The organism is Ensifer adhaerens, from assembly GCF_020035535.1.
GTDB lineage: Bacteria > Pseudomonadota > Alphaproteobacteria > Rhizobiales > Rhizobiaceae > Ensifer.
In genome coordinates this window covers 2,253,094-2,265,742 of the sequence record NZ_CP083350.1, presented here as the reverse complement: position 1 = coordinate 2,265,742, position 12,649 = coordinate 2,253,094, and the positions used below count along the sequence as shown (strand labels likewise).

General features: G+C 57.4%; 10 protein-coding genes. 4 read left to right on the top strand and 6 right to left on the bottom strand.

Going from position 1 to position 12,649, the window contains the following annotated elements:
• Positions 1-265 precede the first annotated feature (265 nt).
• The 4 genes from LAC81_RS30525 to LAC81_RS30510 form a co-directional block, all read right to left on the bottom strand.
• The gene (locus tag LAC81_RS30525; RefSeq protein WP_223728405.1) at positions 266-1,144 is read right to left on the bottom strand and encodes a hypothetical protein; all 879 of its coding nucleotides are present in this window, start codon (positions 1,142-1,144) and stop codon (positions 266-268) included.
• A 1,064-nt stretch (positions 1,145-2,208) separates the two neighbouring features.
• Entirely contained in the window at positions 2,209-3,699 is a 1,491-nt protein-coding gene (locus LAC81_RS30520; RefSeq protein ID WP_223728404.1) for a hypothetical protein, read from the bottom strand.
• A complete protein-coding gene (locus tag LAC81_RS30515) occupies positions 3,696-5,927 on the bottom strand; it encodes a KGGVGR-motif variant AAA ATPase (RefSeq protein WP_223728403.1) in 2,232 nt (743 codons plus the stop codon). Before LAC81_RS30515 ends, LAC81_RS30520 begins: the two co-directional genes overlap by 4 nt.
• A 5-nt stretch (positions 5,928-5,932) precedes the next feature.
• A complete protein-coding gene (locus tag LAC81_RS30510; protein WP_223728402.1) occupies positions 5,933-6,640 on the bottom strand; it encodes an ArsR/SmtB family transcription factor in 708 nt (235 codons plus the stop codon).
• Between the two features lie 586 nt (positions 6,641-7,226).
• Here LAC81_RS30510 and LAC81_RS30505 point away from each other — a divergent pair.
• Genes LAC81_RS30505 through LAC81_RS30490 form a run of 4 tightly spaced genes read left to right on the top strand, consistent with a single transcriptional unit; the run spans position 7,227 to position 11,198 of the window.
• The gene (locus LAC81_RS30505) at positions 7,227-8,192 is read left to right on the top strand and encodes a CBASS oligonucleotide cyclase (RefSeq protein ID WP_223728401.1); all 966 of its coding nucleotides are present in this window, start codon (positions 7,227-7,229) and stop codon (positions 8,190-8,192) included.
• Positions 8,193-8,200: 8 nt separating this feature from the next.
• Entirely contained in the window at positions 8,201-8,716 is a 516-nt protein-coding gene (locus LAC81_RS30500; protein WP_223728400.1) for a hypothetical protein, read from the top strand.
• Positions 8,716-9,675, top strand: a complete 960-nt coding sequence (locus LAC81_RS30495) for an ATP-binding protein (RefSeq protein WP_223728399.1) — start codon at positions 8,716-8,718, stop codon at positions 9,673-9,675. Before LAC81_RS30500 ends, LAC81_RS30495 begins: the two co-directional genes overlap by 1 nt.
• Entirely contained in the window at positions 9,672-11,198 is a 1,527-nt protein-coding gene (locus tag LAC81_RS30490; protein ID WP_223728398.1) for an SAVED domain-containing protein, read from the top strand. The genes LAC81_RS30495 and LAC81_RS30490 overlap by 4 nt, the downstream gene beginning before the upstream one ends.
• Positions 11,199-11,235: 37 nt before the next feature.
• Here LAC81_RS30490 and LAC81_RS30485 read toward each other — a convergent pair whose 3' ends face one another.
• Positions 11,236-11,721, bottom strand: coding sequence for a hypothetical protein (locus tag LAC81_RS30485; RefSeq protein ID WP_223728397.1), 486 nt, complete (start codon positions 11,719-11,721; stop codon positions 11,236-11,238).
• Positions 11,699-12,568: a DUF6731 family protein gene (locus LAC81_RS30480; RefSeq protein WP_223728396.1), complete on the bottom strand. Its 870-nt coding sequence runs from the start codon at positions 12,566-12,568 to the stop codon at positions 11,699-11,701. The genes LAC81_RS30485 and LAC81_RS30480 overlap by 23 nt, the downstream gene beginning before the upstream one ends.
• Positions 12,569-12,649: the final 81 nt, after the last annotated feature.

Here is a 12,649-nt window from a genome sequence, read left to right as displayed (position 1 = left end):
TCGATAACAGCCACTTTTTGATGCAGCGCTGGCTGAAAGCCCCCTGCTCTCCGCACCTCCCACCGCCTCCTACACCCTCCCTGCACAGGTCATTGCGCCTCACCGCGAACCCGACAAAAGATGCGTGAATTCGTCCCAATTGACGAGAGCGCGGCGGGTCAATCCTTAACGCTGGCGCATAGGGACAGCCTCCGATTTCGCGCCGTAATGGAGGCGCTGCTCGCGAGGTCAGAGGCGCAGTTTCATCGCGGCAACTCTTCGGCAGTCACGTACTCAGATGCCTTTGACTTGGCAGAAGATTCGGATCGAAGAACTCACTTGCATCTGGATTCCAAGCCAACTCTCGAATCGGGCTAATGTCATAGATGTTACCGATAAGTGCCAGTCCATCGGGAAAGACAGCGCCATCGTTTTCACGAGCCTTTTCGATCACCGAAGCCGGCACTGGTCGAATTTGACCCAATGCATCCTGTGATCCCTGGCCGTCAAATGCCCTCAGAACCCGCGAGGCAACCTCCAGATCGAGCGCGTACCCGCTAAACTCCCTCCACGCCGGTCCTTCATCGCGGTCATCCGGATACACCCAGCCACCCAACCATTGGGGTCGGGTTGGCGGACGCAACCCCAACAGCCATTTTCGCCCGATCCATTCTGCAACCGCGAAGGTTGCTGTATCGACATCCCAGGTCCGCGTGGAAAGGGCTTTTGCAAACTCGCCTCCAAACAGCAAACCAGCGGCCGCAAGGTAGTTGCCGCGCCGTAGTTCAACGGAACCGGTTGGCCTTTCATCCACTTTTGGCGCATCGCCTTCCGGTTCCTGGACTGCCGTATGGTGGATGATGAATTCGGCCTTCTTCTTTGATGTGCACCAAGCGCCAATCGCGTAGCCGCGCGTCACAATTCCGCACGTCAGTTCTACGCCAAGGTGAGGTGAGACCTGTGCGTGGTAAGTTTGGTGGAGATAGTGATTAAGACGATTGCGGGCGCCGCTGTGGGTGCCTTTGGCTTCCACGACTGCGATGCTGCCGTCGGTTCTTTCAAATACGAAGTCCGGCCGACGAGTCTTACCATGACGCCGCCGAGACACGTTTTCGAAGTGGTCGCACCAGACGTAACCATCAGAAACCATTTGTAGGTAGGCCAACGCCTCGCCTATACGACCAACCAAGCTCGTGCCGTGGAAGTCTTGAGATCCTTTACGGTTTCGAGCAGGGTGAAGTCATCGTTCTCGTCGTCCACATGACGCATCACTGTGCGTAGATAGGTCTCCGCTTCCCACTCCTCCACGAATGGCTGCAAAGCCACTGAATGGATGCATCTCGCGAGTGCCAAGCCCATTTCCTTCGGCAAGAACTCGATCATCAGGGTGCCAGGCGCTCGCCCCCGAATCCGGTCCCCTCGCTGTTCGGCATGCGGCGTCACCGAGCTAACCCGGACTGCCTTGCGTCTAGTACTCCAGTACAATTTTCGCCTCTTGCTTCTGCTCCAACGTGGTCGTCAACAAACCGAAGAATCGCGCCTATACCGAAACGTGCAGCGGTGGCAACGTTGAAGGATATCGCGAAAAATCGGTTCGCTTTTCGAAGCCGTCCATTGAAGATCACTATCTAAAATTGAAATTTCCACCTTCTACCAATTAAGACTTAACTCGAGATAAATGCCCACTGCCTCCAGCTAAGATGGCGGAGGACTTGTCCGCCATCGGGAAGCACTCCGGACGACTAATCCCGCTACAGATTTCAGGACACGATCGCTCCCACAACGAAAATATTCTTGACGGACTCATGGCTCTAGAAAGCAAACGCCCGTTGACCGTGCAGGCCGTGTTTCGGAATGGTGTTCCGACGCCGCTAACGTCGACTGCAGGCCTGTGGATCGTCGGATCCTGGTCGACCGATCTGAAGAACATAGGAATTTAGAGTTGTCCCATACCATCACGATCAGAGAAGCAAGCGCAGACGACAAAGCATTTCTGTTCACTCTTGCGCCCCGTCTCTCGTTCTGCTCCGCGCCGCATCCGATCGGCGGCCGGCGAACGCGAATCGCTCGTTTCCAGAGCCGGGAGCATGAATTAGACCACGATAGCCGAGCATAACGCGCCGCGCGAGAAATGCTCCGAGGGACACCGGATTTCAAAATACCTCCGGGGAGTTACGATCTTGGGAGAGAAGGTCTCATTTCCATCACCGGAGAACCGCCCACCGGGCGTTATTCTGCTCCAACCGTGGTCTTTCGCCATGTGCCCTCTCTCCATGTAAGCAGCGCACATCCCGGCTCCATGGACGGCGCGACACGGGCGACGGCAACCGCGCGCTCGCCATCGGCATCCCCTTCAACCTCCCGGTCAGCGGGAACTGCGGGACCAACCGCCAGCCCGCATGGAGGCAGAGGCTCCGCCTTCAACCAGCGCGCTAATGTCAAACTGCTGGCGATGAGGAACCTTGATTGCGATAACACACTGAGCTCAAAAGCTCGCCGGTGTGACCATCGGCCGATATCGACGCCGCTATCCATCACCGGAATGAATACCCAGTCCGGCTGGAAGTGCCTTAGAAGATCGTCGGTGAGCGGACGGGCCTGCAAGTCCTGGCAAATCAAAACAATGCAGCGGCCAAGGCCGTCCGCGTCCACCACAACGACCTCGTCCCCCGACGCTGTGTCTTCTAGAATTTGCTCTTCACCTGGATCAGAGAGCCCGTAATATTTTGCAAGTGCCTGGGTAATCCCGGCGGGCCACAACTTCTGCTGCCGCCAGAGTTCAGACCCGATACCATTCACGATACGGGTCTCATTCCAAGGCTGTTCGTCCTTTTTCGCTCGTGTCGCACCGGAGCCTGCAACCAGAATCCTGGGACCGGCTTCATGATGCAGCAACCGCTGCGCCAATGTATCGGCATCATCCTCGCAAACCGTGAGTTCTCCGGCGATTGCGATGTCGATTACACCAGCGCCAACAAGGCCAGAAATAATCCGTTCGGGCGCGTCCAGTTGCTCTGCTACGCGAAAATCGACGAACTTTTGGCCTCCGCGCTGGACCTCTGTCTTCACCATGTCCGCAGCATCGTGGGCAACTGGAAGAAACGCGACCGTTTCGCGTCCAGCATGGTGCACGGGCACAATCCCTCGCGCCACGTCAACGGGGACAATTTTGTGCGAAACCGATATTTTGCGCCCATCTTGGGTTAGCCAACGGGGAACTACTTCCAACGCCGTAAATCGATCGGCCAGGGTGTCGGCGTTGGCCGCGGTCGGCTGGCGCGACGCCCGGCAAAGCGGCCCCCGCGCGATCAGACGCCGATCTTGATCCTCCTGGTAAACGCCGAACAACTGCCGGGACTCGCGCGCCTCCCTGAGCCAACCCGGCATGTTGCAGGTAAGTCCGGTTGACGGCGCAAGGGTCACAATTCTCGGGTGAATTGCGTAAAATGCGCGATCAATAGCTCTCATTGTCTCCAGGATCTGACCGCGGCGGCTTGCGTCATCTCCTGCCGGAATGTTCAGGATCTGCCGCAACGAATCCCTCACCTCTGCACCGCTGTTGGAAATGAGTGCCCCCTCGAGGCCCGAAATGAACATTGCGCCGGGTCGTGTTGCGCTCGCACGGGCGGAAGGTGTCCATCCTTCGGCAACCGTCCACAGCGCCATGAAAAGCGAAGAGGGCTCCGCAGCTTGGTCTACGAAATCCAGAAGGTCGTTCATTGGGACCGGGGGCGCCTCGGTTTCAAACTAAAGATGAAATCGAATGGCACCCCGACCTCCTGGACGATTTCCCCAAGGTCGAGAAGATGCTCGCGAACTTCGTTGAGCGCCTTCTCGCCAATGGTATGCTTCTTCCGCTCAAGATTGGCGTAAACGAGATTGGCGATTGCCGCCATGTGGCGAAGCAGTGACTGCACTCGGGCATCATCGAGACGGACCAGTTGCTTAGCGCATTTGGTCAATATCTTGAGGAAAGGCGTGGCGGTTCTCTGGTGCCGCCCATAATAGTTCGCGAACTGAGCCTGTCCCCGTCGCTCGTCTCCGAACACGGCTTCCAAGAACTTCAAAACGAGACCGGCATCACGGGGTGCGAGGACTGCATTCGCCAGATCAACAAAATGGACCACGAGCGCGTTCGTGCCACCACTCCAACTGACTGCGCGAACAGCTTGAAGGGCATGCTCGGCAGCGTTCTCGATGCCTACCACGTCGCTTGATGTGCGTGCAAGGCGACTGTGAAGGTCGTACTGGAGCCGCAATAGCTCCGTTCGGAAGTTCATAGGCGCCGCTTCGATCTTCTGCAATCCGCCCAGGAACTCCCTTACGCTCTTCTCAGGCTGTACATGGGCTTGGTATATTTCTCCTCGCAAAAGCGAAATATCCACGTCGCCAACTACGATTTCTTCCTGCTGTTCGGGCGAAATTCTCGCGGCGACCGAAAACTCCCGGAAATCCTTGATTAGCTTACTTAGGTCACCGACTGTCTGGCTAGCGGCGTCTACTTCGTTCTCGTTCAAATATATGCGTGCGACTCGTCGTCTATTCGATATTCGGCGCAAACGAGCGTTCACCGTAGTGGCCGTGGCCAGTAGGCCATCGAGTTCCTCGAGCAAGGCAAGCTCTTCACTCGGCTCCATATAGAAGTTCAATTCAGCGAGATATCTTTCGATCGCCCAGGTTAGCGCGTGTTTCCACTTCATCGGCTGGGCGGTCATCAGTGATCGCAACAAATCAACGGTGCGGTTGAGCAACTCGACCGCGGCGAACGGGCTGTCGGAATAGTCGGTGAGCCCCAGCGCCGCATCCACGAGAGCAGACACGTACTCGTCTTCCAGCTCGGCCCCGTCGAGTTCGTCCTCGCAGGCGCTGTCAATCAATCTCAACAGTTCAGAGACCGCGCGACTGGGTTCCGCGCCTTTGAGCTTGTTTACATACTCGACGGTTGCATGGGTCGGACGCAGGCGTCGATGAACCGCGGCCAACCAGTCTGGATCAAAACTTGGTATTTCAAGTGGGACGTTCAGAAGTTGGCTCGCCAGCCGAAGATAATTGAGCGTCAGATAGTCCAAGGCGGGGTCTTGAGCGACAAATGGAGCAAGTGTCTCGTAGTAAGGCAGATCTTGAGCAGCGTTCACTGATAGCGATCTGAAATCCTCTTGGACAGCATCCGGAGAGAACCCCCCAATTTTCGACAACTGCAGTAAGGCTCGGGCCGTCGCATCGGACTCAAGCGATGCTCCAACCCCTACCGCCCGCATAGGCACTGCCCGCAGTTCTATGCGTTCCTCTCGTCGCGTCCGGATGGCAGCAGCAACCTTGGCGACGCCATCGATATTTTGTCGGTTCAAGATAAAGCAAAGGGCGACGGTATCTGGGATCTGCATTGTGCAAATCCCAGCCACATCAGCCATGCCGGTTCTGCTGTCGATGAAGACATAGTCGTAACTGCTCTTTGCCCAATCGCGCAGCGCCTGGAGCAGAATGCCCCCGGCGCATTCGTTGAAAAAGCTCGGCCAGGAAAAGTGAGCCAAGGCATCCTCGTAAGACTTCGCCTCCGGGGTCTCAATGATTGGACTGCCCGCACCAATGTAGTCCAATACTCCATCCGCCGGATCCAAAATCGTCCGCACGAGTTGGCTGAATTCCGCTCCACTCTCGTAATCGGAGATTACGTTATCCAAGTGCTGCGCGGTTTTGGAGTCGGCTACTGAGCGCGACCAGTCCCACATCAGGTTCAGAATGCCGGGCGACTCTTTCAAGCTCTTAAGATCCGCGCCTTCCATTAGGCCACGGAAATAGTAGGCGAGTCCGGGCGCTTCGAGGTCCCAGTCCATGACCAAAACTCTATGGCCGTTAAGGGCGGCCAGGAAGGCCGTATTCGCGAGCGCCATGGTGCGCCCAACACCGCCCTTGAACGAGTAGAAAGTGATTATGCGTCCTTCTGCCATCGTTCTCACCGCCGAAAACCCGTTCGGCGGTCGTCGTTGTGTTCAGTTGCTTGTGGCGCAAATGTCATGGGCTGCTGCATATGTGATGCCAGTTTGCCTTGCCTTGATGCAAGGGTACGCCGCACAACGGCACCGCTCCGGCGGTCATGCGACGGGACAACGCCTTGCATGGTCGCGGCGATCGCCTTGGCCGCCGGCGTCAGAAAATTGATCAAGCTCGTGCCTTCCCGATGAAAATCAAGCGCCCCGATCTCCCTCAATAACTTCAGTTTTCGGCTAACTGTCTCAACCCGGAGCCCCGTCGCGGCGGCGAGTTCCACGCCAGTCTTGTCGCCGTCGGCCAAGGCATTCACCAGATCGGCATTTTCCTTGACGACCTCTGCAAACCTCTCGTCCACTCGACGGTTTCCGGCCTGACCAGCAATCATTTGCGCGAAGCTCAACTGACCAAGCGCATAAGCGATGGCCGCATCGGAGTCCATCCCGCCCGTCCCGCGTATTGCCTCGACGATTCTTGGATCAGCCTCTTTCAGATAGCCCTTGAACAACGAAGATAACTGCTCGTTGAGAGCCAGCAGGCGCTCTCGGGATCCTTCGGCTAGCATCTCCTCCAGCCGCGTAGCCAATGCCGAGTAAAATCCCGACGGAATCTCCGAGGCATGCTTGGCTATCTCGGCAACCTGCCGCAATAAGCTCCATTGCTCCACCGACATCGCATAACCCCCTGTTGTTAAGTCACACTAACGCCGAACCTGTGAATGATCAACTAGGATCATTGATCCCTTGTTGACATGGTTCGAAATTGATGCGATTTCTTTCGCAAAGGTAAATGCATGCCTTCAGATTCCCTTAATGGCGCACCTGCGTGGCATTCTTTCCATGCGAAATCCTAGCGTCTGGACGGGTGGAGGAATTCGAGTGCGCTTGAATACAAAGACGCGATAATGAAGAAGCCGTTGGAGCGGCAACTCCAACGGCTTCGGATCATCGTTTGATCAACTACGCGAGGCAGTGCAAACGGATCGCTAACACCGGACAAAAGACGCTCCGGGGTCCCGCTTGTCAAGCCCTCGCCATACCGGCGGAGGACTAACACCAGTTTTCTATCTTTTCATTGGCAACGCCAACGGCGCCGTCCCGGCGACGAGTGCCGCCTGTTGCCCTCCGGAAACAGCTTGTGTCGGGCCGACGCCCGGAAGAAGGACCTCCGATGACGAGGATGCCAAAGCAATACGCATGCCCCCTCAACCGATCAACCATTGAATCCGCGTCGCGACGTTCGGAAGAAGGATCTCTCGCATGACACGCCAACATGTCGGACACCGGGAAATTGTCGCGTTTGCTGAAGACAAGGTGAACCTCCCCAAGCACATAGCGGACGAGTACAGGGCGCAGGCCCGACGGCTCCGCGAAAAGCTGGAAGGTTATCTGCAGGAGCATCCCGATTTCACCCTGAAGAAAATGATGCTGTCGGGTAGCCTTGCAAAGGGGACCGCGCTTCGTTCTCTCAATGATATTGACATCGCCTGCTACATCAGTGGTGCGGACGCACCGAACGAGGTTAGGGCACTGCTCGAGTACCTCGCTGAGCGACTTCGCAAAGCGTTTCCAAACTTTGCTGCAGATCAAGTGCAACCCCAGACCTACTCAGTCACCGTTTCTTTCCGCGGAACTGGACTCGATGTGGACATCGTTCCCATCCTCTATGACGGTGATCCGCAATGGTACGGGAATCTCGTCAGCCAGGAAGACGGCTCTTTCCTCAAGACCAGCATTCCGCTCCACCTGAACTTTGCCGCCAAGCGCAAACGCGCCCAGGAAAAGCATTTCGCCCAAGTGGTTCGGCTCGCAAAGTTCTGGGCACGCCGCATGAAGCAGGAGCGCAACGGCTTCCGCTTCAAGTCCTTCATGGTGGAGATGGTGCTTGCCAAGCTCTGCGACGACGGCCTTGACTTCTCGGACTATCCCGAGGCTCTCCAACACTTCTTCACCTACATCGCTCGGACCGATTTCCGGCAGTTGATTGTGTTCGATGACTACTATCCTGCCTCGACGGTCGGAACGTCGTTGGACACGGTGAAGATCTTTGACCCGGTCAATGCGGTCAATAACGTCGCCCGCCTGTACACCGCGGCAAACGCGGATGCCATCGTCGACGCCGCGCTCGACGCAGGCGACGCTATCGACGCCGCGCTCGCCGCTCCTAACAAGCAACTGACCGTCGCCTATTGGCAGAAGGTCTTCGGCTCCTCTTTCCAGGTCTGAGGTCGATCATGTCCTACAGCTTCAGTAATACCGAGAGTTCAACCTTCACGGTTACCCATGCCAGGCATATGGCAGCAAAGGTCGCGACCGATCTCAAGCGCATGCAGCGCTTCTACGGCTTCCCGTCCGATAGCTCGATCAGCACCTACGAGGCCGAGGTCACCGAGTTGATCAGGGCCGGTTATCTCGGGACAGTGACCTACGGGTTCAAAAGACACGGAAAGTGGATCGAACCGACGTTGCGCTACACGGCGAGGGAACTCGCCGGCACCTCGGCGAGCGACGATGATCCGGGGCGCATCCGGGCCGGCGCGAACATCGACGGCGCCGAATTCTCCAGCTACCTGACGTTCAGCAACGCATGGTATAATCTGCTTCAAAGTCAGCGGCACGCCTTCGAGGCAACGCTGCCCTTCGTGCGCGGCGGCGCCCCTGAACCTGGAATTTCCGGCTATTTCACCAACGACCGCACTTACTCGTCCGCTGGTCGCGCCATCGAGCGCGCCAGCGTCAGGAGCTTCTGATGAACACGAAACCTACCCTCGACGAACTCTTCGAGCGCCGCATCGTCTATCCCGACTTCGAGCCGCAGGCGAGACTCGCTCGCCTCGTAGGTCTGGACGACCAGAAGAGCCGCCTGGCGAAAATTCTCGGCCTGCTCGTCAACCCCGAAGGTCTCTCCGATTGGGCGTTGAGGCACCACCCTGGCGCTAAGGCCCTGCTTGATACCGTCCTTCGCCGTCCGCCTTTGGTCGTTCTCGCCGGTGACGTTGGCTCTGGCAAGACCGAACTTGCCGAAACGGTCGGCGACGCGGTCGCGAGACAAGAGAAGATCGACATCACGCTGTTGCCACTAAGCCTTTCCACCCGCGGCCAGGGCCGTGTGGGAGAAATGACCCAACTCCTCTCTGCAGCATTCGACTATACCGTTGCGGAGGCAACCCGATTGAAGTCCTCGTCCGGGAGAACCCGCGGAGCGGTGATCCTCCTGGTCGACGAGGCCGACGCAATCACCCAGTCACGGGAGTCTGCGCAGATGCACCACGAAGATCGGGCGGGCGTCAACGCATTCATCCGTGGCATCGATCGTATTTCCAACTCGAAGCTTCCGGCCGCGGTCCTCATGTGCACTAACCGGCTTAGCGCGCTCGACCCGGCAGTGAGACGGCGTGCGGCTGATGTGCTCCGCTTCGACCGCCCTGGGAAGGACCAGCGTCGGTTTGTGCTATCCAGCAGGCTCGAGCCGGTTGGGATCAGCCAGCATCAAATCGAAGCTTTGGTTGCGGCGACAGGGCCGCAGCCGGGATCGCGTGACTACGGCTTCACTTTTTCTGACATCATTCAACGACTTTTGCCGGCCATTGTTCTGGACGCGTATCCGTCGCGTTCGGTCGATGGTGCGCGGGCGGTGGAGATCGCCCGCGAGATGGCCCCCACTCCACCTTTCCAGGACGGTAACGATCGCGCGAGGGTTCCGACGTGACGCAGGCGGTAACTGTCAGACGTGATGGCGACACGTTTCAATCCCGGCTCTTCTGGTGGCATGCCGCCCGTTTGCTCGATCCGCAGAGCCCTGTCTCTCGCGTGGCGTTCGAGACAGGGCCGAAAAGCTTCGACGACATTTGGGTAGAGTATGACCCAGATCGGGGCGCGCTCGACCGCAACGGCAATCCGCTGCGGCGCGAACACATCCAATGCAAATGGCATGTGGCTCCGGACAGCTACGGCTACGCTCATCTTGTCGAACCCGAGTTCATTAACGCCAATGCTCGATCCCTTCTGCAGCGGGCCCGTCAAGCCCAGCTCGACTACGCCCCGAACGGATCCGGCGTTCGTTTCAAATTGCTTACTAACTGGCGTATCGATCAAAAGGACCCATTGCGGGCGATGATCGGAAATCGGTCTGGCGCCATAAGACTTGATCGCCTTTTTGGCTCGGCGACAGACAGCAGCAAGGCGGGCGCTGTCCGCAAGGCCTGGCGGGAACATCTGGACGTCGACGAGGCCGAGCTTCGAGTGTTAACGGGAACGCTGGCATTTGGCGAGGCCACCGACACGCTGGATGCATTGCGCGACCACCTCGACATCCTTTTCGGATTTGTCGGGTTACGCCGCATTCCGGCGCACCAGAGTGCCTTCATCTACGACGATCTGGTCTTTCAATGGATGGGCCAAGGGCGGCTGGAGTTTGATCGCACCAACTTCCGGGCCTTATGCGGGCAAGAGGGCATCCTGGGGCCCGCCCAAGGAAGCCCCCGCGTCTACGGCGTCAAGTCCTTCGAGCACCCATTCGATCAGCTTGAAGAACGCTGCGACGAAGTGCTCGACCTCGTCCCCGCGTTCGACGAGCGCTACATCCGCGCGGACGAAGACTGGGAGGCTTCGCTCTATCCTCGCCTTCGCACGTTCCTGCGAGAGGCGGCCAAAGATCAGCCGAGACTGCGGCTTGCGCTCGACGCTCACGCCACGCTGGCTTTTGCCGCAGGATCGGTGATCGACATTAAATCAGGTCGGCACGTCGAGTTGGAACAGCGCACCACCGGCCGACGTCTTTGGGCGGGAGACGACGTCGCATCGGATCCAACGTGGCCGCGGTTGTCACAGGAAGTCATCGAACTGCATGAAGATAGGCTCGGACTGGCGGTTGCCCTTGGTCTGACTCATGATCTGTTGGAGGACGTGCGTCGGTATTGTGAGGAGAACCTTCCGGATGTCGGGCGGGTGCTCCGACTGCAACCAAGCATCGGACCCGGCGCACAAACGGTCGCGTGTGGTCGCCATGCGTTCGAACTTGCGGACGCCGCGACCAGTGCTATCCGCTGCGCGAAACGCGCTGGTGCAGGATGCACGCATTTGTTTATCGCCGCGCCGAACGCTTTCACTTTCTATTTCGGCCAACGACAGAGGGTCATCGGTCCAGTGCATCTCTACGAATTCGATTTCGATGGCGAGCGTGGTCGGTCTTATACGCTGGCATTGACGCTCCCGGTCAAACCGCAAGGCTAACCTTCACCGGCTCTCGGTTCTGGCGGCATGCCGTCGTCTAGTTAAGGACCACCCGGGCCGTGAGCAAGCTGTCAGCCAGCCATGTAAACGAGGCGACGGTCAGAAACGTCCAGATCGAGAAGGCCAGCAAGGGCCAGCTGCCGACCAAGGTCGGATTCGCAATGAACATTGCAAACGAAAACAGGATGGACACAAGGCCAATTACCAAGCGGATTTCGAGAACCTGCACGAAGCTCTGGAAGGCAACATTGTCGGCGATCCGCTCGATATATCGGGTCGCACGAGATTTCATCAGGCTCCAGATCGTCAGGCTGGCTCCCCAAAAAATCGCCTGAAACGTAAACGCGGACGAATAGACCGCTTCGCTCCTCAGTTCAAAGGCTGAGAGGAACGACTGGAGAACCGAGAACCGACCACCGAAGCAAAATGCTAAAATGATAAAAGCAGCAAATACAAAAACGCCAACCCGGATCTTGCCTTGGCCGATTACGTTAGACGCACTATTTGCCTTCGATGTTGACATGTTTTACAGCCCTCGCCAAAGCCGATTTCAAGAAGTTTTCCCTTAGAACCCAGTCTTTCTCGGGATCTCCGGACAACTCTAGAACTAGTGTATCTTTGAATTGTGCGTTGAGAAAGTCCAATATTGGCTCAGCTTCGTGCGGCTGCTTTACTTTCACCGATCTAACTTTTCCCCTTTTTGCATCCCGCTCGCCGAGCAGCCAGCCGATGGTCTTCATGAGTCCCTCGCCGGCCAGACCGTCCTTTCGCGGCCCTGCTCCAATCGAAACGTGGATGTATGCCCCATCGACCATGTCTCGTATGTACTTGATGTTGTCACGTAGGCTCCTCAGTTCAGGGTCGAATGCATCCAGTGAAGCGGGATCAGCAACCTTGAACGAAAGCACGCCGTTCTTAGTGCCCGCCAACCTGTTCATTTCTGCCTGGTAAAGAACCGGAAGGGCTTGGCACTGGGGATGTTTCGCTATCTGCGATACGAGGTACGCAAGTTTTACCAGGCCGGCAGCGGCTGGCTTGACTTCGAAACCGAGTAACTTTGTAGCTGGGTCATAGATGAAAGCGGTATGATGGCCGAGGTACTCGCCCTCCCCCAACGACAGTCGCTGGGCTTTCCCACCCTTCTTCAACCGACTTGGTAGCGCATCGGCTTGCAATCGGATTACATCGCCCAAAAACGGCCGGCCTGCGCCCCCTGATTGCGGGTTTAACTGATAAATCGTGTCACCGACTTCTCGGTACAAACTTGCGCCATTTTCAGCGAACGCGGCTTCCAGCGAAACCTCAAAATCCACTCCCTCGACCGCGGCTGGAACCATTCTCCAAAACTTTGCCGTGACACGTCGATCCAAGATGCTTCCCCTCTACTCTAGTAGAGTGCTCGCTATAGGTTGTCCGCCGACATTGCAATCGATTCTACAACCTGTCTTTGC

Bases quoted from the DNA above. Each gene is read 5' to 3' on its own strand.
- LAC81_RS30500 (WP_223728400.1), top strand. From the start codon at position 8,201: ATGTCCTACAGCTTCAGTAATACCGAGAGTTCAACCTTCACGGTTACC.
- LAC81_RS30520 (WP_223728404.1), bottom strand. From the start codon at position 3,699: ATGAACGACCTTCTGGATTTCGTAGACCAAGCTGCGGAGCCCTCTTCG.
- LAC81_RS30505 (WP_223728401.1), top strand. From the start codon at position 7,227: ATGACACGCCAACATGTCGGACACCGGGAAATTGTCGCGTTTGCTGAA.
- LAC81_RS30510 (WP_223728402.1), bottom strand. From the start codon at position 6,640: ATGTCGGTGGAGCAATGGAGCTTATTGCGGCAGGTTGCCGAGATAGCC.
- LAC81_RS30485 (WP_223728397.1), bottom strand. From the start codon at position 11,721: ATGTCAACATCGAAGGCAAATAGTGCGTCTAACGTAATCGGCCAAGGC.
- LAC81_RS30495 (WP_223728399.1), top strand. From the start codon at position 8,716: ATGAACACGAAACCTACCCTCGACGAACTCTTCGAGCGCCGCATCGTC.
- LAC81_RS30515 (WP_223728403.1), bottom strand. From the start codon at position 5,927: ATGGCAGAAGGACGCATAATCACTTTCTACTCGTTCAAGGGCGGTGTT.